At 60.9% G+C, this 22,442-nt stretch carries 22 protein-coding genes and 1 tRNA gene; 17 read left to right on the top strand and 6 right to left on the bottom strand.

Going from position 1 to position 22,442, the window contains the following annotated elements; translation table 11 throughout:
* Positions 1-5: 5 nt before the first annotated feature.
* A complete protein-coding gene (locus tag ACO1VH_RS10970; RefSeq protein WP_486244499.1) occupies positions 6-494 on the bottom strand; it encodes a YqaA family protein in 489 nt (162 codons plus the stop codon).
* Positions 495-651: 157 nt separating this feature from the next.
* On the opposite strand from ACO1VH_RS10970, the gene ilvA reads away from it, so the two are divergent.
* The 7 genes from ilvA (at position 652) to ACO1VH_RS10935 (ending at position 7,007) form a co-directional block, all read left to right on the top strand.
* Positions 652-2,175, top strand: coding sequence for a threonine ammonia-lyase, biosynthetic (gene ilvA / locus ACO1VH_RS10965; protein WP_486244498.1), 1,524 nt, complete (start codon positions 652-654; stop codon positions 2,173-2,175).
* 63 nt (positions 2,176-2,238) lie between these two features.
* Positions 2,239-2,565: a thioredoxin family protein gene (locus tag ACO1VH_RS10960; protein WP_486244497.1), complete on the top strand. Its 327-nt coding sequence runs from the start codon at positions 2,239-2,241 to the stop codon at positions 2,563-2,565.
* A gap of 83 nt (positions 2,566-2,648) precedes the next feature.
* Positions 2,649-3,485 (top strand): NADPH-dependent 7-cyano-7-deazaguanine reductase QueF, encoded by an 837-nt coding sequence (queF, locus tag ACO1VH_RS10955; protein ID WP_486244496.1) that lies wholly within the window; start codon positions 2,649-2,651, stop codon positions 3,483-3,485.
* 225 nt (positions 3,486-3,710) lie between these two features.
* Entirely contained in the window at positions 3,711-4,184 is a 474-nt protein-coding gene (locus tag ACO1VH_RS10950; RefSeq protein WP_486244495.1) for a PTS sugar transporter subunit IIA, read from the top strand.
* Between the two features lie 27 nt (positions 4,185-4,211).
* Positions 4,212-5,153 (top strand): HPr(Ser) kinase/phosphatase, encoded by a 942-nt coding sequence (hprK, locus tag ACO1VH_RS10945; protein WP_188419761.1) that lies wholly within the window; start codon positions 4,212-4,214, stop codon positions 5,151-5,153.
* Positions 5,154-5,373: 220 nt separating this feature from the next.
* Positions 5,374-6,237 (top strand): RNase adapter RapZ, encoded by an 864-nt coding sequence (rapZ, locus tag ACO1VH_RS10940; protein ID WP_486244494.1) that lies wholly within the window; start codon positions 5,374-5,376, stop codon positions 6,235-6,237.
* A 95-nt stretch (positions 6,238-6,332) separates the two neighbouring features.
* A complete protein-coding gene (locus tag ACO1VH_RS10935) occupies positions 6,333-7,007 on the top strand; it encodes an LON peptidase substrate-binding domain-containing protein (protein ID WP_486244493.1) in 675 nt (224 codons plus the stop codon).
* A gap of 24 nt (positions 7,008-7,031) precedes the next feature.
* On the opposite strand, the gene mutY is transcribed toward ACO1VH_RS10935, so the two are convergent.
* The 3 genes from mutY to mutM form a co-directional block, all read right to left on the bottom strand.
* On the bottom strand, positions 7,032-8,183 hold the full coding sequence (gene mutY, locus ACO1VH_RS10930) for an A/G-specific adenine glycosylase (RefSeq protein ID WP_486244492.1): 1,152 nt from the start codon (positions 8,181-8,183) through the stop codon (positions 7,032-7,034).
* Positions 8,184-10,124, bottom strand: a complete 1,941-nt coding sequence (locus ACO1VH_RS10925; protein ID WP_486244491.1) for a dynamin family protein — start codon at positions 10,122-10,124, stop codon at positions 8,184-8,186.
* A gap of 156 nt (positions 10,125-10,280) precedes the next feature.
* Positions 10,281-11,102 (bottom strand): bifunctional DNA-formamidopyrimidine glycosylase/DNA-(apurinic or apyrimidinic site) lyase, encoded by an 822-nt coding sequence (mutM, locus tag ACO1VH_RS10920; RefSeq protein WP_486244490.1) that lies wholly within the window; start codon positions 11,100-11,102, stop codon positions 10,281-10,283.
* A gap of 145 nt (positions 11,103-11,247) precedes the next feature.
* Between mutM and ACO1VH_RS10915 the strand changes: the two genes are divergently transcribed.
* The 8 genes from ACO1VH_RS10915 (at position 11,248) to ychF (ending at position 18,680) form a co-directional block, all read left to right on the top strand.
* Positions 11,248-13,017 carry a tetratricopeptide repeat protein gene (locus ACO1VH_RS10915; RefSeq protein WP_486244489.1) on the top strand — a complete coding sequence of 590 codons (1,770 nt, stop codon included), beginning with the start codon at positions 11,248-11,250 and terminating at the stop codon, positions 13,015-13,017.
* Between the two features lie 106 nt (positions 13,018-13,123).
* Positions 13,124-13,771 (top strand): lipoprotein insertase outer membrane protein LolB, encoded by a 648-nt coding sequence (lolB, locus tag ACO1VH_RS10910; RefSeq protein WP_486244488.1) that lies wholly within the window; start codon positions 13,124-13,126, stop codon positions 13,769-13,771.
* A gap of 27 nt (positions 13,772-13,798) precedes the next feature.
* Entirely contained in the window at positions 13,799-14,677 is an 879-nt protein-coding gene (gene ispE, locus ACO1VH_RS10905; protein WP_486244487.1) for a 4-(cytidine 5'-diphospho)-2-C-methyl-D-erythritol kinase, read from the top strand.
* A gap of 66 nt (positions 14,678-14,743) precedes the next feature.
* Positions 14,744-14,820 (top strand) — tRNA-Gln (locus ACO1VH_RS10900).
* A 126-nt stretch (positions 14,821-14,946) separates the two neighbouring features.
* Complete coding sequence (locus tag ACO1VH_RS10895; protein WP_486244486.1) at positions 14,947-15,897, top strand: ribose-phosphate pyrophosphokinase; 951 nt, start codon at positions 14,947-14,949, stop codon at positions 15,895-15,897.
* A 180-nt stretch (positions 15,898-16,077) separates the two neighbouring features.
* Positions 16,078-16,701, top strand: a complete 624-nt coding sequence (locus ACO1VH_RS10890; protein ID WP_486244485.1) for a 50S ribosomal protein L25/general stress protein Ctc — start codon at positions 16,078-16,080, stop codon at positions 16,699-16,701.
* 160 nt (positions 16,702-16,861) lie between these two features.
* Positions 16,862-17,452 (top strand): aminoacyl-tRNA hydrolase, encoded by a 591-nt coding sequence (pth, locus tag ACO1VH_RS10885; protein ID WP_486244484.1) that lies wholly within the window; start codon positions 16,862-16,864, stop codon positions 17,450-17,452.
* A gap of 136 nt (positions 17,453-17,588) precedes the next feature.
* Positions 17,589-18,680, top strand: coding sequence for a redox-regulated ATPase YchF (ychF, locus tag ACO1VH_RS10880; RefSeq protein WP_486244483.1), 1,092 nt, complete (start codon positions 17,589-17,591; stop codon positions 18,678-18,680).
* 66 nt (positions 18,681-18,746) lie between these two features.
* Here ychF and ACO1VH_RS10875 read toward each other — a convergent pair whose 3' ends face one another.
* Together ACO1VH_RS10875 and ACO1VH_RS10870 are read right to left on the bottom strand one after the other, a co-directional pair.
* Complete coding sequence (locus ACO1VH_RS10875; protein WP_486244482.1) at positions 18,747-20,216, bottom strand: sensor histidine kinase; 1,470 nt, start codon at positions 20,214-20,216, stop codon at positions 18,747-18,749.
* Positions 20,213-20,926 carry a response regulator transcription factor gene (locus ACO1VH_RS10870; protein WP_486244481.1) on the bottom strand — a complete coding sequence of 238 codons (714 nt, stop codon included), beginning with the start codon at positions 20,924-20,926 and terminating at the stop codon, positions 20,213-20,215. Before ACO1VH_RS10870 ends, ACO1VH_RS10875 begins: the two co-directional genes overlap by 4 nt.
* 156 nt (positions 20,927-21,082) lie before the next feature.
* On the opposite strand from ACO1VH_RS10870, the gene msrB reads away from it, so the two are divergent.
* Both msrB and msrA read left to right on the top strand, forming a co-directional pair.
* Complete coding sequence (gene msrB / locus ACO1VH_RS10865) at positions 21,083-21,601, top strand: peptide-methionine (R)-S-oxide reductase MsrB (protein WP_486244480.1); 519 nt, start codon at positions 21,083-21,085, stop codon at positions 21,599-21,601.
* 79 nt (positions 21,602-21,680) lie between these two features.
* Positions 21,681-22,415: a peptide-methionine (S)-S-oxide reductase MsrA gene (msrA, locus tag ACO1VH_RS10860; RefSeq protein ID WP_486244479.1), complete on the top strand. Its 735-nt coding sequence runs from the start codon at positions 21,681-21,683 to the stop codon at positions 22,413-22,415.
* The last annotated feature ends 27 nt before the right edge of the window (positions 22,416-22,442 follow it).

The following is a 22,442-nucleotide window of genomic DNA, read 5'->3' as shown; positions in this document are numbered from 1 at the left end:
CGGCGCTAGAACAAATGCACCAGCGTATGCCAGAATCCGTCCGGCACGAACAGCAGCAATCCGGTCATCGTCAGGTAGCGCAGAAACTTGCCGATCGCCATGTAAATCACACATTCCCAGAACGGCAACTTCAGCCAGCCGGCCAACAGGCAAATCGGGTCGCCGATGCCGGGCAGCCACGACAGCACCATCGTCTTCGCGCCATAGCGCTGCAGCCAGCCGAACCAGCGCGTTTCCCGTTCCTTTGCAAACACCCGCTTGGCACCGTAGCCCATCCAGTAATCGATGATGCCGCCCATCGTGTTGCCGGCGGTGGCGACCAGGATCGCCGGCCAGAACAGCGCCGCATTGGCCTTCACGACCGCAAACACGGCCGGTTCAGAGCCGATCGGCAGGATGGTGGCCGACGCCAGGCTGATGATGAAGACCGACCACAACCCGACTTGGGGAACGGACAGCACGGCAAGCAGCCACTGGACGGCGGATTCGATCATGAAGTTATCGTGGCAGGCAGCGACGCATTGTGCATATACATTGCACGCGTCCCCCAAACGTTGAAAGGGCGTCCATTATAATGATGGGCTTCGAAGATGCCGCGACTGTACCAGCTACTGCTGCAAATTCCGGCCCGCGTTCCTCACATTGCCGCTTATGACGACCGACTACCTGAAAAAAATCCTGACCGCGCGCGTCTATGACGTCGCCGTGGAATCGCCGCTGGAACTGGCGCCGACGCTATCGAAACGCTACGGCAACCAGATTTACTTCAAGCGCGAGGATATTCAGAGCGTCTTCAGCTTCAAGCTGCGCGGCGCCTACAACAAGATGGCGCAGCTGCCGCCGGAGAAACTCAAGCGCGGCGTAATCTGCGCGTCGGCCGGCAACCATGCGCAGGGCGTGGCGCTGTCCGCCGCCCAGCTCGGCTGCCGCGCCGTGATCGTGATGCCGACCACCACGCCTTCGGTCAAGGTCGACGCGGTCAAGGCGCGCGGTGGCGAAGTGGTGCTGTTCGGCGATTCGTATTCCGACGCCTATCAGCACGCGCTGACGCTGGAGAAAAAACACAAGCTCACCTTCGTCCACCCGTTCGACGATCCCGACGTGATCGCCGGCCAGGGCACGATCGGCATGGAAATCCTGCGCCAGCATGCAGGCCCGATTCATGCGATCTTCGTGCCTATCGGCGGCGGCGGCCTGATCGCCGGTATCGCCGCCTACGTCAAGGCGGTGCGTCCCGAAATCAAGATCATCGGCGTGCAGACGGTCGATTCCGACGCAATGGCGCGCAGTTTGAAAACCGGCCGCCGCGTGACGCTGCCCGACGTCGGCCTGTTTGCCGACGGCACCGCGGTCAAGCTGCCCGGCGAGGAAACCTTCCGTCTTGCCAGAAAATACGTGGACGACGTCATCGTGGTCGATACCGATGAAGTCTGCACCGCGATCAAGGACGTCTTCCAGGATACGCGCAGCATTCTGGAACCGTCCGGCGCATTGTCGATCGCCGGCGCCAAGGCATATGTCGAACGCGAGCAGGCGAACAAGCGTCCGCTGAAGAACGCAACCCTGGTCGCCATCGCCAGCGGCGCCAACATGAATTTCGACCGCCTGCGCTTCGTCGCCGAAATGGCCGACGTCGGCACCGCGCGCGAAGGCGTGCTGGCCGTGACGATTCCGGAAGAGCGCGGCAGCTTCAAGCGGTTCTGCCAGCTGATCGGCCCGCGAAATGTGACCGAGTTCAACTACCGCATCAGCGATGCCAGCCAGGCGCACGTTTTTGTCGGCATCCAGATCGCCGATCGTGAAGAGTCGACCAGGATCGCCAAGAATTTCGAGAAGCACGGCTTCAAGGCGCTCGATCTGACGCACGACGAGCTGGCCAAGAGCCACATCCGCCATCTGGTCGGCGGCAAGAGCGAACTGGCGCAGAACGAACTGCTGTACCGCTTCGAATTCCCGGAACGTCCGGGCGCGCTGATGCGTTTCCTCGACAGCATGGCGCCGAACTGGAACATCAGCCTGTTCCACTACCGCAACCAGGGCGGCGACGTCGGCCGCATCCTGGTCGGGCTGCAGGTGCCGAAAAAAGAGATGAAGGATTTTCGCGCCTTCCTCGCCGGCCTCGGCTATCGTCACTGGGATGAATCCGACAATCCTGTCTATCGACTGTTCCTGTAACGGAATACCGCTCTTCCCAAGGGCAGCGGGCCGATACATCGAGAAACGCGACCGGAGCAGATCATGCCCATGAATCACAAATACGCGAGCATCGAACCGGCGCGTGAGGATATCGATGCGCTGTCCGGCGGCACCGTCATCGAATTCGGCGCACCGTGGTGCCCGCATTGCCAGCGCGTACAGCCGTTATTGGAAGACGCATTCGGCGCACATCCCGACCTGCGGCACGTCAAAATCGAAGACGGTCCGCGCCGCCCGCTGGGGCGCTCGTTTCGCATCAAGCTATGGCCGACGCTGATCTTCATGAAAGACGGCATGGAAGTCTCTCGCCTGGTGCGCCCCGACAGCATCACCGATATCGCGCACGCGATGGCAGCCATCGAAGGCTGACCACGCATCGATGGCATCGTCGATACGCTTTAAAATCGAATCTGCGCCGTCATCCACGACATGCACTTCGGACAATATTCCCCATGACTGATTTTTCCCCTTCGTCTTCACCACTCGGCAAACCTACCGTCTACTGCGCGCAGTACGATCCGTCGCTGCTGTTTTCGATTCCGCGCCAGGAAAAGCGCGACGAACTCGGCCTCGCCGGCACACTGCCCTTCTTCGGCATGGATATCTGGAACGCCTACGAACTGTCGTGGTTGAACATGCGCGGCAAGCCGCAGGTGGCGATCGCGCGCTTCATGGTGCCGGCCGATTCGCCCAACATCATCGAATCCAAATCGCTGAAGCTCTACCTGAATTCGTTCAACCAGACCAAGCTCGGTGGCACCGAAGCGTTGCTGGAACTGCTGCGCGCCGACCTGTCGAACGGTTTCGGCGCACAGGTGCAGATCGCGCTGACGACGCCGGACAGCTTCGGCAAGGTGACGATGGGCGAACTGGACGGCATGCCGCTGGATCGCCTCGACATCGAGGTCGACAATTACCAGCCGGATGCCTCCGTGCTGCGCGCCAACCACGAAGAAGCGCCGATCGAGGAAACGGTGGTCTCGCATCTGCTGAAATCGAACTGCCTGGTCACCGGGCAGCCCGATTGGGGCAGCGTGCAGATCCGCTATGTCGGCGCGCCGATCGATCACGAAGGCCTGCTGCGCTATCTGATCGGTTTTCGCGAACACAACGAATTCCACGAGCAATGCGTGGAACGCATCTTCATGGACGTGCTGCGCCAGTGCCGGCCGCAGAAACTGGTCGTCTATGCACGCTACACACGCCGCGGCGGGCTCGACATCAACCCGTGGCGCAGCAACTTCAGCACCGGGCAGCCGCCGTCGAACATTCGCAATGCGCGGCAATAAAGACAATGACGGATGAACAATGCGCACGCCAACGATGCCAGCCACCGCAAGCACCCGGCGCCGCAAACGTCAAGCCGCTACCGCGAACCATGTATTGTTTTTAACAAAACGCATCCAACGAACAACAATTCTCCCTGGCTTTCCGCTGATCCCGTCCGTTTCGGACCTGACCGGAAAAAATAGGCCTATAATGCGACGCAGAGTCCTTTTTTGTGCATTGCATCAATGAACCATCTAAGTCAGATTCTCCCCCCTGCCAATGTCGTGCTCGATCTCGACGTCTCCAGCAAAAAGCGTACATTCGAACAGGTCGGCCTGATTTTTGAAAACAACTGCGGCATCGCCCGCTCCGACGTTTCCGACAATCTGTTTGCCCGCGAGCGCCTCGGCTCGACCGGCCTCGGTCATGGCGTCGCGGTTCCGCACGGTCGCATCAAGGGTCTAAAAGCGCCGCTGGCCGCCTTCGTGCGCCTGGCACAGCCGATTCCGTTCGAATCGCCGGACGGCCAGCCGGTCAGCCTGCTGATCTTCCTGCTGATCCCGGATCACGTCACGCAGCAGCACCTGGAAATCCTGTCCGAACTGGCAGAAATGTTTTCCGACGAAAGCTTCCGCACGATGCTGGCCACCGCCACCGATGCGGCAGCCGTCCACGCTCGCCTGATCACCTGGCAACCCAGTCTGCAAGGCGCAGACTGATCCGCGCGCCGCAAGGCGCAGATGCCCATGCCTCTACCGACCCCGCTCTCGATCCAGCAAATCTACGACGACAATCGCGAATCGCTGCAGCTTGGCTGGTTCGCAGGCTTTCCCGGCGGCGAGCGCCTGATCTCCGGCGATGCCACCTCGGCCGCCGACCAGGTCGGCCACCTGAACCTGATCCATCCGGGCCGCATCCAGGTCTTCGGCCATCAGGAAACCGAATACTACGAACGGCTGTCGCCGGGCGCGCGCGCCTATCACACGGCCGAGCTGATCGCCGGCCAGCCGCCAGCCGTCATCATCGCGCAGGGTCTGGAAACGCCGGCCGACATCATGACGATCTGCGACCAGAAGAACATCCCGCTGTTCTCCACGCCGCTGCCGGCTGCGCAGGTCATCGACTATCTGCGCGTCTACCTGTCGAAGAAGCTCGCACAGCGCATCACGATGCACGGCGTATTCATGGACGTGCTGGGCGTGGGCGTGCTGATCACCGGCGAATCGGGTCTGGGCAAGAGCGAACTGGGACTTGAGCTGATTTCGCGCAGCCACGGCTTGGTGGCAGACGACGCCGTCGAGTTCGCGCGCATTGCGCCGAACATGATCGAAGGCCGCTGCCCGCCGCTGCTGCAGAATCTGCTTGAAGTGCGGGGGCTCGGCCTGCTCGACATCCGCACCATCTTCGGCGAGACCGCCGTGCGCCGGAAAATGCGCCTGAACCTGATCGCGCATCTGGTCCGCCGCAAAACGCTGGAAGAAAACTACGAACGTCTGCCAGTCTCTTCGCAGTCGGAAGAAATCCTCGGCCTGACTATCCGCAAGGTCGTCATTCCCGTCGAAGCCGGCCGCAACATCGCGGTGCTGCTGGAAGCCGCCGTACGCAACACCATCCTGCAGATGCGCGGTATCGATACGCTGAAGGACTTCATCGTGCGTCAGCAGAAGGCGATGGAAAGCGACGAGTAATCAGGTGCACATCGCGGCGCACATCGGCTGCACTCCTCGACTGCACTGATCGGCAGCAATAATCAACTGCGACAAATTAGCCGCAAGCCAACTTCAAACAGCAGTCACCGACGTTCATCTCAACTCGACCATTGCCGACTTCGGCCACGGTTTCCGCGTCACAAGCCAGCAAGTCACTCCTCGTCCGACGGCATTCCATGCTTGCGGTATCATGGCCGCCATGCGCATCATTCTCATCACCGGTATTTCGGGCTCCGGCAAGTCGGTCGGACTGAAGGCGCTCGAAGATGCCGGCTACTTCTGTGTCGACAATCTCCCACCGCCATTGTTGCGCGCGCTGGTCACCGCCCGTCAGGAAGAAGGCGGCGACATGCTTGCCGTCTCGATGGATGCACGCAGCGCACGTTCGCTGATCGGTTTGCCGGCTGACCTGGAGTGGCTGCGCAGCCAGGGGCACGACGTCAAGGTCCTGTTCCTCACCGCGAAGACCGATTCGCTGATCGCACGCTTTTCCGAAACGCGCCGCAGCCATCCGCTGTCGCATCGCAGCTACGTCAGCGACAACGCCACTGAACGCCGTACGCTAACCGAATGCATACGTGAAGAACGCGAGATGCTTGCCGGCATCGAGGAAATCAGCCACGTCGTCGATACGTCCGGCATGCGCGCCAACAAGCTGCGCGCCTGGATCAAGGCCTTTGCCGATACCGGTCATGCGCCGCTGACGCTGCTGTTCGAATCGTTCGCCTTCAAGTTCGGCGTACCGCTGGATGCCGATCTGGTGTTCGACGTGCGCGCGCTGCCCAATCCGCATTACGACGAAGCGCTGCGTCCGCTGACCGGCCGCGATGCGCCGGTGCAGGAATTCCTCGCCGCGCAGCCGGATGCGGTCGAACTGCTGGCCGACATCCGCGGCTTCGTCGACAAATGGCTGCCCGCCTTCAAGAAGGACAACCGCGGCTATCTGACGGTGGCCATCGGCTGCACCGGCGGCCAGCATCGCTCCGTTTATTTCGTCGAACGGCTGGCCGCGCATTTCCGCCCCACCGAACACGTGCTGCTGCGTCATCGCGAACTTGACTGAAGCCGCGCACTCCAATTACATGCCGGCCCTGTGCCGGCATTTTCGTCCGGCGCGATGCAGCATATCGCCGCAAGCCGTCCAATTTTCCGCCTGCCATGCCTGACATCCCAACCTGGCTGCCGTTGTTTCCCCTGCACGCCGTGCTGTTTCCCGACGGGATTCTGCCGCTGCGGGTTTTCGAAACCCGCTACATCGACATGGTGCGCGATTGCATGCGCCGCGAAATTCCGTTCGGCGCCGTGCTGATCCGTTCAGGCAAGGAAGTCGGCGCTGCCGCCGAACCGGAAGATGTCGGCTGCTTGGCGCACATCATCGAATGGGATGCAGAACAGCTAGGGCTGCTGATGCTGCGCACGCAAGGCGGGCAACGTTTCCGCATCATCGAAACACGCATACACAAGGATCAACATCTGGAAGCGCGCATCGAATTGATCGCGCCCGACGCGCCATCCACCGTCACGCAGAAGCACGAAGCCTGTGCCGCAACGCTGGGGTTGGTCATCAACGACCTGCGCAGCGGTGAGAACGCAAAAGCAGGTGAGGAAATCAACGAAGAAATAAATGAAGAAGGGGACGAAGAAACAGACGAAGATTTCGACGATCCCTTTCCACCGGTTCTGCGGCTGGACGACGCCGGCTGGGTTGCCAACCGCTGGAGCGAAGTGCTGCCGATTCCGCTGAAGGCGCGGCAGAAACTGCTGGAATTACCCGACCCGCAAGACCGGCTGGAAATCATCCATCAATACCTGCTGCAACACCGCATCATCTGACTGTGCCAGCTGATAACCGGCATCTCACGACAATAGATCAGGCTCGGCAGCGAACACCGCCAGCAGCAGTTTCTTGACCGGCGCCGGCAACGGCGCATTTGCCACATCTCTCACCGGCAGCCAGACATGACTGCCTTCCGCAACGCCAGGCAAACGCCTTGCGAGATCGATGCGCCAGGGAGAAACGTGCAGCTTGAAATGCGTGAAGACGTGTGAGAACGGCGCCAGCTTCTGCAGCTGCGCCACCGTGCCGAACGCTGCGACCGCATGGTCGGCATCGATTTCCTGTTCATCCGCCGGCACTTCCGGCAGCGACAGCAATCCACCCCAGATGCCGCTGTCGGGCCGCTGTTCCAGCAGCACGCGGTCTTCGTGGCATATCACCAGCATCGCCGTTTCCTTTTCCGGCACTTTCTGCTTTGGCTTGCGCACCGGCAGTTCTGCCGTGCGCCCCGTTGCGTACGCCACGCAGCGATGCGCAAGCGGACAGCGCTGGCAAGCGGGACTGCTGCGCGTGCAAAGCGTCGCGCCGAGATCCATCAAACCCTGCGTATAGGATTCGATGTCCTGTTCGGGCAGCAATACGGATGCGCGCTGCCACAGATCGTTTTCCACCGCCTTCTCGCCGGGGAAACGATCAATGCCGAATACACGTGCGAACACGCGCTTGACGTTACCGTCCAGAATGGCCGCACGCGCACCGTAGGAAAACGCAGCAATCGCCGCCGCCGTCGAACGGCCGATGCCGGGCAATTGCTCCAGCAAGGTCGGGGCGTGCGGGAAGACGCCGCCATATTCGGCGACCACCGTCTGCGCGCACTTGTGCAGATTGCGCGCACGCGAGTAATAGCCAAGTCCGGCCCAGTGCGCCATCACCTGTTCGGATGGCGCAGCGGCCAGCGACTGCACGGTGGGAAAAGTCTGGAGAAAGCGCAGATAGTAGGGAATGACCGCCGAGACCTGCGTCTGCTGCAGCATGATTTCGGACAGCCAGACGCGATAGGCGTCGCGCGTGTTCTGCCACGGCAGCGCGTGGCGGCCATGGCGTTTCTGCCAGTCGATCACATCGCGGGAAAATCCCGGATCGGCCTCGTGTGCGACAACGTCTGAAGTCTTTTTGACCTGCTTACGGGAAGACGATGCAGCCGAGTCTTCCCGCTCTACAACACGTTTCATCTACGCCGCAGCCCTCATCGTACCAAGCGGCGCCGAAACGGCTGCCTTCAGGTCGTTTTCCAGCCGCGTCAGTTGCGCGCGCTGCATGTCCATGTCCATCTGCATCTGTTCGAACGACAGCAGTTTTTCTTCCAGACTGTCGGTGGCGAGATGGATTTTCTCGATCGATTTCTTGCGGCGCTTCAGTTGCAGCTTGTGCTCGCCGATCTGCGCCTCCAGCGGCGCCATCACGACCTTCAACCAGGCTTCGACGTCGCGGTTCGCCTGCAGCAGCGTCTGCTTGACGCGCGATGCGATCGAATCGAAGAACTTCTGCATCAGCACGACTTGCGGCGTCGTCAACACGGCCGCCGCACCGAACTGCTTGTGATACAGCCGCTCGATCATTGCAACTTCCTTCATGTATTTTTCCAGCGTGAATGGCATCGGCGTCGCCAGCGCAAGCCCGTGCTCAGTCGAGAACTTGCGGTACATGACCGACATCATCTCGCCAATTTCTTCGGTCTTCTGCGACGACTGCTTCAGACTGTCCTGCACTTGCTCGAAGAATTCACGCACGGCCTGGCGCAGGCCGGCGGTAAATTTGCTGTTTTCCATCGCATCGCGCGTGGTGCGCACGTTCTGCTTCAACACGCCCATGCCGAGGCTGGTGAACACCTCGGTCGACAGCCGCGCGAACACCGCGCGCGTCGCCTGCAGCTTGAACAGGCTGCCGTCGAACTCGCGCTTCTCCATGTCGATGCGCTTCATCATGTGTTCGAGGATGTTCTGGTTCTTGCCGCGCAGGCTCTTCAGTTCCATCAGCTGTTCGACGACATTGCGTGAACGCGACGACAGCAGCGCATGGCCGGATGCGGCCAGCTCGGCGACTTCAGATAGCAACTGCGAACGGATGATGTCCTGCTTGGCTGGAATCAAACGGCTCGACAAGGCATTTTCCAGAACCGGCAGCCGGCTCTTTTCCAACAGAGGCGCGTCGCCGTTGATCTTGCCGACCAGCCCCTTCTGCGCGGAGACCGGGAAGATCTGGCGCTCGGTCAGTTCCAGCGTCTGCGCCACACTTGCGACCTGCATCGCGATCTGGCGTTCGACCTCGTCTTCGGTACGCAACTCGTCCCACATGCTGTCGATCTTGTTCAGCACGACGAGGCGGCCTGCGCCCGTGCCGCCGATGTGATCGCGCCAGATTTCGATGTCGCTCTTCGTCACGCCGGTATCAGCGGCGAGGATGAACAACACCGCATGCGCGTTCGGAATCAGGTTCAGCGTCAGCTCCGGTTCAGTGCCGATCGCGTTCAGCCCCGGCGTATCGACGATCACCAAGCCCTGTTTCAACAGCGGGTGCGGAAAGTTGACGATCGCATGCCGCCAGCGCGAGATTTCGACGGTGCCGTCCTCGTCGACTGCCAGCGCCATGTCGGAATCGTCTTCGTCGTACAGGCCGTACTGCACCGCTTCCGCGACCGGCACACGCTTGGTCAGGCCGACTTGCTTGAAGGCTTCCAGCATGCCGTCGCCGCTGGCGGTATCCAGCGGCAGCACGGTCCACACCTGGCTTTGCGATTTGTAATCGCTGGTCGATTGCGATTCGGCGCGCGTCTCGATCGGCAGCAGGCGAATCGACGGCGGGAAGGTTTCGTCGTACAGCAGTTCGGTCGGGCACATCGTCGTACGGCCTGCCGAAGTCGGCAGAATGCGCTGGCCGTAATCGGCGAAAAAGATCGCGTTGATCAGTTCTGATTTGCCGCGAGAAAATTCGGCGACGAAGGCGATCGACAGTTTGTCCTCGTTCAGGCGCGTCAACGCATGCTGAATACGCTGCTCGCTGGCGGCATCGGACAGCTCGAATTCCTGCATGCAATCGCGATAACGTTCGAGCGCCTGCCGCACGTTATCGCGCCAGCTGCCGTATTCCTGAAATTTCTGCACCAGATTGCTCACATGGACCTCGCTTCCAGCGGCACATTGCCGTTATTGTTATCGTCGTTTATTGCTGTCGTTGTGTCGTTATCGTCCCGCCATTGCCGCCTGCCACCTACCGACGCGACCAAGTTCGTCGATCCGTAATCCGTAGTAACGGGACACTAGCACCGGCCGTCATTTTTGACAATTTGCGCAATAAAAGGTCGAACGCTGCCCCTGCACCAACTGGCGTATCGGCGCATTGCAAATCCGGCAAGGTTCGCCGGTGCGCGCATAGACGAAATAGCTTTGCTGAAAATAACCGGACTGGCCGTTGACCGAAATGAAATCCTTCAGCGTGCTGCCGCCCTGCGCGATGGCTTCGGCCAGCACTTCGCGAATCGCCTGCGCCAGCCTTTCGTAACGCGCCAGGCTGATGCGGTGCGCCGGCGTCTTCGGATTGATACGCGCGCGGAACAGGCTTTCCGACGCATAGATGTTGCCGACGCCGACCACGATGTCGCCGGCCAGCAACACCTGCTTGATCGCGGCCGTACGGCCACGCGTCTGCCTGTGCAGCAACTGTGCGGTGAATTTTTCTTCCAGCGGTTCCACGCCCAGCGTGCGCAACAGCAGATGGTTCTCGACGTCGCCATCCTCCGCCGCATGCCACAGCACGGCACCGAAACGGCGCGGATCGGTCAACCGCAGCACCTGGGCGCCGATCTGCATGTCGAAATGGTCATGCTTCTGCGGCGGCACGTCCTGCGGCAGGATGCGGATATGGCCGGACATGCCGAGATGGATGATCAGCGTACCGTGATCGAAACGCACCAGCAGATACTTTCCGCGACGCCCCGTGCCGCGCACCGTGCGGCCGGCAAGGATGCGCGGCAGCTCCTGCGGAAACGGCCAGCGCAAGCCCGTATGGCGCAGCGTCACGCTGCCGACCATTCGCCCTTCCAGGTGCGGGGCAACCCCGCGGCGCGTGACTTCGACTTCTGGCAATTCGGGCATGGGAACGTAACTCTGGAAAAAATGAAAAACGATAGCGACGCATGAATCTCGACCGTGCAGCACACGCCACCGCGTACGTGCAATACGCATCGCCAGGCGGTTCAGCGTAGAATGGAAAATCTGCTATCAGTCTGGGCTTCTTCAATTGAAAAATGCACTCGTCATTGTAACGCTGTCCGCCTTTCTCTCCGTCCCCGCCGCTGCCGCCCAAGGCCACGATGCGCCGCCGAATCCGGCGCAACCGGATAGCGCGCAACCAGCCGCCGGCAAGGACGATGGCGACAAGGAAGAAACCGGCCTGCCGTCGGTCGAACTGACCGACGAATTGATGTACAAGATTCTGCGTGGCGAATTCGCGCTGCAGCGCGGCGACTGGCAACTCGGCTATGTGACGATGATGACGACCGCGCAACAGACGCGCGATCCGCGTCTTGCGCATCGCGCCGCCGAAATCGCATTGAGCGCCAAGCGTCCCAACGAAGCGCTGTCCGCCGTCCGCCTGTGGCGCGAACTGGCACCGAATTCCGACGAGGCCGACCAGTTCTATCTGGGCCTGTCCGTGCTGGGCAACAATCTGGACGAAGCCAAACCCATTCTCGCCGCACGCCTGAAGGAAGTACGGCCGCAGGCACGCGGCCTGATGATCCTGCAGGTACAGCGCCTGCTCGCCAATTCGCGCGACAAGGAAGCCGCGTTTGCGCTGCTGGAGGAACTGGTCGAGCCCTATCCGGAACTGGTCGAAAGCCATCTGGCGCTGGCGCAGAGCGCCTATGCCAATCAGGAACCGGTGCGCGCCCGCCTCGAAGCCGAACAGGCGCTGAAGATCAAGCCCGATCTCGAAATCGCCGCGCTGATGGTGGCGCAGGCGATGACCAATCGCGACGATGCGCTGCAATACCTGTCTTCGTATCTCGAAACCCATCCGAAGGCACGCGACATACGCATCGCCTACGCCAAGCTGCTGATCGACGACAAGCAGTACGATGCCGCGCACAAGCAACTCGACACGCTACTGCAGGAAAAACCGGATGACCTGACCATCCTGTATGCAATGGGCATCCTCGGCGCGCAGATGAACGACCGCGCAATGACCGAGAAATATCTGACCGCCTATCTGGCGCAGCTGGAAAAAACGCCGGACGAAACGCGCGACCCGGCACAGGCGCTGCTGATCCTGGCGCAGATCGCCGAGGATCGCAAGGATTACCAGGGCGCGCTGAAATGGCTGTCGCAGGTCGACCCCGGCCCGGCCTACATGGAAGCGCAGTTGCGCAGCGCGCAGATCATGGCGGAAAGCGGCGATCTGGACAGCGCGCGCAATCTGCTGGCGCATCTGTCGCCTGAAGGGCAACGCGAACAGATACAGGTCATCGTCGTCGAAGCGCAACTGCTGCGCGATGCCGGCCGCATGCAGGAAGCGCTGGCCGTGATGGCCGCCGGCGAAAAACGCTTCCCGCAGGATACGAGCCTGCTGTACGACTACGCGATGCTGGCGGAAAAAGCCGATCGCATGGACTTGATGGAAACGCTGCTGCGCAAGGTCATCCAGCTCGCGCCGCAGAACCAGCATGCCTACAATGCCCTCGGCTATTCGCTGGCTGACCGCAACGTCCGCCTGCAGGAGGCATATTCGCTGATCGAGAAGGCGCTGCAACTGGCACCGGAAGATCCTTTCATCCTCGACAGCATGGGCTGGGTGGAATTCCGCCTCGGCAATCTGCAGCAGGCCGAAGACTATCTGCGCCGCGCCTACGCGATCCGGCCAGACATCGAGATCGGCGTGCATCTGGGCGAAGTGCTGTGGACCAGGGGCGACAAGGAAGCCGCCCAGCAATTCTGGCGCGACGCCAGTCAGAAAGATCCGCTGAACGATCTGCTGAAAAGCACACTGGCACGCCTGCGCGTCGACCTGTAATCGATCCGTAGCGTGCAATCGCGCGCCGACACCATGCAGGCGGCAACCGAATGACGGATGACCGCCGCTTTTTCACTATTACCAATTACCGATCGACTCGATGCCAATGACGACTTTTCTCCGCCTGCAATCGCCTTCCGGCGCCGCCATGCTCGCGCTGTCGGTACTGCTGATGACGGGTTGCGCGGAACTTGCGCCGCGTGCCGATACCGACACGTCGGCACAGACTACGCAGACGACGACACCGCACCGTTATCGCGACACGCTCAATCTGGACGGTCGCCTGTCGGTCCAGTACCAGCGCAACAATCAGGATGAATCCCTGCACGGCAGCTTCACCTGGCGCCAGACCGCGCAACGCAATGCCATCACGCTACTGTCGCCGCTCGGCCAGACGCTGGCCACGATCACCGTAGAACCCGGCAGCGCCACGCTGACGGAATCCGGCAAGGCACCGCGCACCGCATCCGACGTCGATGCATTGGCCGCGCAATCGCTAGGTTGGCCGCTGCCCGTTGCCGGCCTGCGCGACTGGCTGCAGGGATACGCCACGGACGAAAACGGCAAGCGCTTCGTCGCCTCTCCGAGCGCCGATAGCGTCACCACCAGCGATGGCTGGCGCCTGCATTACGTCAGTTGGGACGACAGCGATCCGGCTGACAGCCACCCGCGGCGCATCGACCTCGCACGGGAGACGGAACAGGCCGGCGACGTTTCCATCCGCATCGTCATCGACAACTGGCAGACGCGCTGATCCGATCGCGCTTATCCATCACATTCCATGCCCGCACTGAACGACTGCCCCGCGCCAGCCAAGCTGAACCTGTTCCTGCACGTGACCGGCCGGCGCGCCGATGGCTATCACCTGCTGCAAACCGTTTTCCAGTTGATCGACCACGGCGACACGCTGCATTTCGCCACGCGCGACGATAACCACATCCGCCGCACCACCGATCTGCCCGGCGTGCCGGAAGAAAGCGATTTGGTCGTGCGCGCCGCACGCCTGCTGCAGCAAACCGTGCAGCAACGGCAACCCAACCGCAATATCGACAGCATGCTCGGCGCCGATATTGCCATCGAGAAGCGGCTGCCGATGGGGGGCGGACTCGGCGGCGGCTCGTCGGATGCCGCCACCACGCTGCTGGTGCTGAATCACCTGTGGCAGACCGGGCTGTCGCGCCGCGAACTGATGGCGCTGGGATTGCAACTGGGCGCCGACGTGCCGTTCTTCCTGTTCGGCCGCAACGCCTTTGCCGAAGGCGTCGGCGAGGAATTGATCGAAGTGACAACGCCCGATTGCTGGTATGTCGTCATCGAGCCCGGCGTGGGCGTGCCGACGCAGCAGATATTTTCCGCAACGGAATTGACACGGAATACAAAACCCGTCAAAATAACGGACTTTTCTGAAACGCCTCTCGGCTTCGGAAAAAACGACCTGCAAGTCGTGGCCGCAAAGCTGTTTCCGCCGGTCGCCGACGCCATCGAATGGCTGAAGCAATACGGGGAAGCGAGGATGACCGGCTCTGGCGCATGCGTGTTCTGTCCCTTCAGGGAAGAACGGCAAGCAGATGCGGTGCTGGCATCCATGCCCGCCAAGTGGAAAGCCTGGAAAGCCAGAGCGCTCCCGCAACATCCGCTGGCACACTTGCTGCAGTCGTAACACCGGATTCGTCTGACGAGCTCCGCCGCTGCAAAGCGAAGAGGACGGCAGACAAAAAGGTTGTGTAGGGGAATCGCCAAGTCGGTTAAGGCACCGGATTTTGATTCCGGCATTCCAAGGTTCGAATCCTTGTTCCCCTGCCATTCAATCAGGCAGTACCAAGAGTAAGAAGCACAAGTGCGAGCCGCCAATAACAAGACTTTTCCATAGTCAGGTTTTGGCGGCTTCAACCTTTTCACGACACAGCCCACTGCAAGCAGGAATCCCCCATGGCACTCGAGAACCTGATGGTTTTTACCGGCAACGCTAATCCGGATCTGGCACTGGGGGTTACCGAACAACTCGGCATTCCGCTCGGCAAGGCCGTGGTCTCGAAATTCTCCGATGGTGAAATCGTCGTCGAGATCAACGAGAACGTGCGCGGCAAGGACGTCTTCGTGCTGCAATCGACCTGCGCGCCGACCAACGACAACCTGATGGAAATCATGCTGATGGTCGACGCATTGAAGCGCGCGTCCGCCGGCCGCATCACCGCCGCGATTCCGTACTACGGTTATGCGCGTCAGGATCGCCGCCCGCGTTCGGCACGCGTGGCAATTTCGGCAAAAGTCGTTGCCAACATGCTGCAGGAAGCCGGCGTCGAACGCGTTTTGATCATGGATCTGCACGCCGACCAGATTCAAGGCTTCTTCGACATCCCGGTCGACAACATCTACGCATCGCCGGTTCTGCTGAGCGATCTGGTGGCAAAGAACTACGACGACCTGCTGGTCGTGTCGCCGGACGTCGGCGGCGTGGTGCGCGCCCGTGCGCTGGCAAAGCGCCTGAACTGCGATCTGGCCATCATCGACAAGCGCCGTCCGAAGGCAAACGTGTCGGAAGTGATGAACATCATCGGTGAAGTCGAAGGCCGCAACTGCGTGATCATGGACGACATGGTCGATACCGCCGGCACGCTGACGAAGGCTGCAGAAGTATTGAAGGAACGCGGCGCGAAGAAGGTCATCGCCTACTGCACCCACCCGGTGCTGTCCGGTCCGGCGATCGAGCGCATCACGACGTCGCCGCTGGACGAACTGGTCGTCACCGACACGATTCCGCTGACCGAAGCGGCGCGCGCCTGCCCGAAGATTCGTGTGCTGACCTGCGCCCCGCTGCTGGCAGAAACCTTCAAGCGCATCACGAAGGGCGATTCGGTCATGTCGCTGTTCGCCGACTAAAACGGCAACGCAAAAGAATGTTTTACCCCGTGCCGATGGCGCGGGTCGACGGATGAAACGGCATGGCCGGACATCCGAACCGAATGCGGCTCTGGCCGCATTCTTTTCTGAATCCCCTGGTCGCGGGGGATTGAACCGCAGGACAGATACAAACCTGTTCTGCATTATTGGAGCTCTATCATGAAAGTAGTTGCATTCGCACGCAAAGAGCTGGGGACCGGAGCGAGCCGCCGCCAGCGCATTGCAGGCATGACCCCTGGCATCGTCTATGGTGGCACGGCTGCCCCGCTGAACATCTCGCTCGACCACAATGCGCTGTACCACGCATTGAAGAAGGAAGCGTTCCACTCGTCGATCCTCGACCTCGAAGTGGACGGCAAGGCAGAAAAAGTGCTGCTGCGCGATTTCCAGATGCACGCTTACAAACAACTGGTTCTGCACGTCGATTTCCAACGCGTCGACGCAACCCAGAAGATCCACGTCAAGGTGCCGCTGCACTTCGTCAACGCTGAAATTTCGCCGGCAGTCAAACTGTCGGGCGGCATCATCAGCCACGTAACTTCCGAACTGGACGTCAGCTGCCTGCCGGCCGATCTGCCGGAATTCGTCGAAGTCGACCTGGCGAACCTGGACGTCGGCCACTCGATCCACCTGGCTGACATCAAGCTGCCGAAAGGCGTCTCGGCTGTCCAGCACGGCGGCGACGAGAACCCGACGATCGCCACCGCCGCTGTCCCGGCTGGCAAAGCTTCCGACGAAGCAGCCGCAGCCGAGCAACCGGAAGGCGACGCAGAGAAGAAGTAATTCTTCCGCAGTCGAACAAAAAACCCGTCCTCGCGACGGGTTTTTTTATTTCCGGCGTTTCCATTTGCCGCACCCGGCTCCTGTTTCGCACAACGCCGCAGTCGCCAAGTGCGTCGCAATCCCCGATAATCCTTCCTTTTGCACGCTTTTGCGCACTACCATGTCCATCCGCCTCATCGTCGGCCTCGGCAATCCCGGCGCCGAATACGAACAAACCCGTCACAACGCCGGCTTCTGGCTGGTCGACAACCTCGCGAACGACATCGGCCGCTGCCATCTGGTACGCGAAGCCAAATACAACGCACTGGCCGCGAAAACGAACATTGCCGGCAACGAAGTCTGGCTGCTGGAACCGCAGACCTTCATGAACCGTTCCGGCCAGTCGGTCAGCGCGTTGGCGCGCTTCTTCAAGATCGCACCGGATGAAATCCTCGTCGCCCACGACGAACTCGACCTGCCGCCCGGCACCGCCAAGCTGAAGAAAGGCGGTTCATCCGGCGGACACAACGGCCTGAAAGACATCACTGCTGCGCTCGGCACGCAGGATTACTGGCGGCTGCGCATCGGCATCGGCCATCCGCGCACGCTGAACTTGAACCAAGCGGTCGTCGATTTCGTACTGCATCGCCCGCGCAAGGAAGAGCAGCCGCTGATTGACGACGCGATCGAAAAGAGCCTGAAGATCGTCCCGCTGCTGTGCGCAGGCGAATTCGCCAAGGCCGCGACGCAATTGCACACGCAAGCGAAATAACCGTTCCCACTTTCCGCTTCACGGCCCCGACGCTCGCCGTACAACCCTTTGACCGGCTTCTCCCGCCATTCGGCCCCGACAGGCGTCGGCTACAGTAAAATAGCGGGTTGATTCCCCTCTCAGCAAAGCACATACCATGAGTCTCAAATGCGGCATCGTCGGTCTGCCTAACGTCGGCAAATCCACCCTCTTCAACGCCTTGACGAAAGCGGGCATCGCTGCCGAGAACTATCCGTTCTGCACGATCGAACCGAACGTCGGCATGGTGGAAGTGCCCGATCCGCGCCTGCAGGCGCTGGCCGAGATCGTCAAGCCGGAACGCATCGTGCCCTCCACGGTGGAATTCGTCGACATCGCCGGCCTGGTCGCCGGTGCATCGAAAGGCGAAGGTTTGGGCAACCAGTTCCTCGCACACATCCGCGAAACCGACGCCATCGTCAACGTCGTGCGCTGCTTCGAGGACGACAACGTCGTCCACGTCGCCGGCAAGGTCGATCCGATCGCCGACATCGAAGTGATCCAGACCGAACTCGCACTGGCCGACATGGGCACCGTCGAAAAAGCCATCCACCGCGAAAACAAGAAAGCGCGCTCTGGCGACAAGGATTCCGCCAAGCTGGTCGCGCTGCTCGAACGCATCATGCCGCAGCTGAACGAAGCCAAGCCGGTGCGCGCAATGGGCCTGGACAAGGAAGAACAGGAACTGATCAAGCCGCTGTGCCTGATCACCGCCAAGCCGGCGATGTACGTCGGCAACGTCTCCGACTCCGGCTTCACCAACAATCCGTTGCTCGACAAACTGACCGAATACGCCGCTGCACAGAACGCACCAGTGGTCGCCATCTGCGCCGCCATCGAATCCGAGATCGCCGATCTGGACGATGCGGACAAGGCCGATTTCCTTGCCGACATGGGCATGGAAGAACCGGGTCTTGACCGCCTGATCCGTGCCGGCTTCAAGCTGCTCGGTTTGCAAAGCTACTTCACTGCAGGCGTCAAGGAAGTGCGCGCCTGGACCATCCATGTCGGCGATACCGCACCGCAAGCAGCCGGCGTCATCCACACCGATTTCGAACGCGGCTTCATCCGCGCGCAGACAATTTCTTTTGAAGACTTCATTGCCTACAAGGGTGAGAACGGCGCAAAGGAAGCGGGCAAGATGCGCGCCGAGGGCAAGGAATATGTAGTGAAGGATGGGGATGTGCTGAATTTCCTGTTCAACGTCTAAGAGCATTTCGAGCAAAAAACAAAAGCCCGGCTTCCCGGGCTTTTTTATTGATTCCGTTCAAGAGGCCTACTTTTCCTTCCTTATCGGCAATTGGAATTCAAACGTTGCGCCTTCTTTCGAATCCAGCAATCGCAATACGCTTCCATGCAGTTGCACAATCCGATAAACAATCCGCAATCCCAATCCACCTTCCCGCCGCGCACCGCTGACATTGAACGGCCGCTCAAACAGCCCGTCACGCAATTCCGCCGGAATACCGGGCCCGGTATCGCGCACGGTGACACGCACGGCATCATCGCCATCCGGCACGATCGCAATCTCCACTTCTCCTCCTTCCGGCGTGTGGCGGATCGCGTTGTCGATCAGGTTCGTCAACGCGCGCTCGATCAACGCGAGATCGGCATGCACCGGCAGCACGTTCGGTAAGAACGCTGCATTCAACGCGATGCGCTTCGTCTCCGCCGCCAGTTCGAATTTCTGGAACACGTCCTGCACCAGATCGGTCAGCGAGAATGTTTCCGGCTCCAGCCGGATGAAGCCCTGCTCCAGCCGAACCAGTTCGAACAATGAGCGCGCCAATGCGCCAACCTTGCTGCTCTGGTCGAGCACGATGCCAAGGTAGCGGCGGCGTTCTTCCGGCGTCAGCGACGCATCCTTCAGCAACAGCGTTTCCAGATAGCCGTGGATCGATGCAAGCGGCGTGCGCAAATCGTGCGAGACGTTGGCGATCATTTCGCGGCGTTCCTGATCCTGCCGCCGCAATCTGCGCCATTGGTCGCTAAGGCGCGCCATCATCTGCGTGAATGCCGAGTCGAGGACGGCGATTTCGTCGTTGTCGTTACGGCGTGCTTTCTTTTCTTTCGCGGCCGGCACGACCGGTTCGGCATCGATGTCGAAGCCGCGTACGTCTTCCGTCAACGTCCTCAGCGGCCGCGTGATCCAGGCGAAGGCGACGAGGCCGGCGATCAGGCACAGCAGCGCGACCAGTGCGATCGACCACAGCGTCGTCGTCAATGCTGCATCGGTGATGCCGCGTGCAGCAAAGCGGTCGTGCGCTTCGCTAAGCAGCACGACGTAGATGTAACCCTTGTCGTGGCCGTTCACGACCAGCGGCGCGGCGCTGAAGACCTTGCGGCCGTCGCTGCTGCGCGGATCGTCGCCGAGGATAGGCAGCATGTCGCCGTTCAGCAGCTTGCGGATCGGCGCCAGGTCGACGTGATCGCGCTTCAGCGGCTCGGGGCCGAGCGCATGTTCGAGGATGCGGCCTTCGGTATCGAGCAGATAGACTTCGACGCTGGGATTCACCATCATCAGCTGGCCGAACAGGCGCTGCACGGCGCCCGGCATCGGCCCCTGCTCGTCCATCAGCTGCGTGCGGCTGGCGATGTGTTCGGCCAGGCCGCGCGAGACGCCCTGCACCACTTCCTGTTCATGCATGGCGTTGGAGCGCAGTTGCAGCCAGGCCGAGGTGCCGCTGCAAATCAACAGCAGTACCGCGAAGACGACGGAGAGCCGCTGCGTCAGCGTCAGCTTCATGCGGCGTCTCCGGCGACGAACTTGTAGCCCTTGCCCCAGACAGTGAGGATGCGCCTGGGCTGCGCGGGATCGGTTTCGATCTTGGCGCGCAGGCGATTGATGTGCGTGTTGACCGTGTGCTCGTAGCCTTCGTGGTTGTAGCCCCAGACGGTATCCAGCAGCTCCATCCGCGAGAAGACCTTGCCGGGCTGGCGGGCGAAGAAGTACAGCAGATCGAACTCGCGCGGCGTGAGTTCCAGTAACTGGCCGTTCAGCGTAGCGTTGCGTGCCAGCGGATCGATGAAGATGCCGTCGATGGACAGGCTGCCGGCGTCCATGCGCATGTTGCGTTCCAGCGCTTCGGTACGACGTAGCAGCGCCTTCACGCGCGCGACCAGTTCGAGTACCGAGAACGGCTTGGCGAGATAGTCGTCGGCACCGAGTTCCAGACCGAGGATGCGATGCACTTCGCTGGATCGCGCGCTGATGATGATGATCGGCGTGTAACGCACCATCGCGCGGGCGCGGCGGCAGATTTCGAGGCCGTCCACATTCGGCAGCATCACGTCCAGCACCAGCGCATCCCAACCGCCCTGTTCCAGCAGGCGCAGACCTTCGGCGCCGTCAGCGCTGTGGACGACCTCGAAGCGTTCGTCGCGCAGGTGCAGTGCGAGCAGATCGGCGATGTGCGGGTCGTCCTCGACGAGGAGGATGCGTTTGGGCTGGTCCATGCGGATGCGGTTTGAGCGAGATGTGGGCTTGCCGCCAAGTATGCAGGCTTTTCCGCTGGGGATTATCACGAAATTTTTAACATTGCGTGAGGATTCCGGGATGCGCGAAGGACTAAGCTGCCTGCATCGAAATGCTTTCGCCTTCGGAGACATGCCATGACACCCAGAAGACAGTTTCTGCTTGCCGGCGGCGGTATCGCTGCCGCCGTGGCCGGCGCACTGATTTCCCCACGCCTCGCCCCGCGGACGGCGAATGCCGCGCCAGCTTCCGGCAATGAAGTTTTTGCGGTCGTGCATTCCGATGAAGAATGGCGCGCCCGGCTGACGCCGGCACAGTACCGGGTGCTGCGCCAGGAAGGGACCGAACGTGCCTACACCAGCCCGTTGAACGATGAACATCGGCCGGGCATTTTCCATTGCGCCGGTTGCGAACAGGCGCTGTTTTCATCGGAAACGAAATTCGACAGCCGCACCGGCTGGCCGAGTTTCTGGAAACCGCTGGATGGCGCGGTCGGCACGCGGCACGATGGATCCTTTGCCATGCAACGCACCGAAGTCCATTGCAGCCGCTGCGGCGGACATCTGGGCCATGTGTTCAACGACGGACCACGTCCGACCGGCCTGCGCTATTGCATGAACGGCGTGGCGATGACGTTCAACGCGGCGGCAGCTTAGGGAATCGTTTTTTACATCGCCGTATCCGGACATTGCCGCTGATCACATCTTACATTGCACTGCCGCCACGGAGCATTCCATGCGAACCACATCTTCCTCGACCGTTACGAACCATTCATTGCTGCGCTGGATGGCATTGGGCGCCGCCGTGCTGGCGGGCGGCTTCATCTGGCAATACGCGTATTCGTTCGGAGGCGCAGAGCCAGCTGTCGCTATCCCGCCACCGATACAGGACGAAACGGTTACCGCAAAAACGGAAACAGCCGTCTTCGCCGGCGGCTGTTTCTGGGGCGTGCAAGGCGTGTTCCAGCATGTGCAGGGCGTAGAACGCGTGGTGTCCGGCTATGCCGGCGGCGCAGCGAATACGGCACGTTATGAAACGGTCGGCACCGGCCGTACCGGCCATGCGGAATCGGTGCAGATCACATTCGATCCATCCAAAGTGAGCTACGGCACGCTGTTGCAGATTTTCTTTTCGGTGGCACACAATCCGACCGAACGCGATCGCCAGGGACCGGACGTCGGCACGCAATACCGTTCGGCGATCTTTCCGATGAATGCATCGCAACAGCGCATCGCGCAGGCCTACATCGCCCAGCTCGATGCCGCCAAATCGTTCCGCCAGCCGATCGCGACGCGCATCGAGAATTACACCGGCTTTTATCCTGCGGAGGACTATCACCAGGACTTTCTGACGCGTCATCCGTCCAATCCGTATATCGTCATCAACGATCTACCGAAGGTAAATGAACTGAAGCGGCTATTCCCGCGGCGCTATCGCACGGAACCAGTTCTGGTACATCCGGTGACATAACCCATACAAACACCCACACCATCAATT

The organism is Oxalicibacterium sp. (assembly GCF_057353965.1).
Note: the sequence above shows the minus strand (reverse complement) of the source record. Positions and strands in the feature narration are given on the sequence as shown.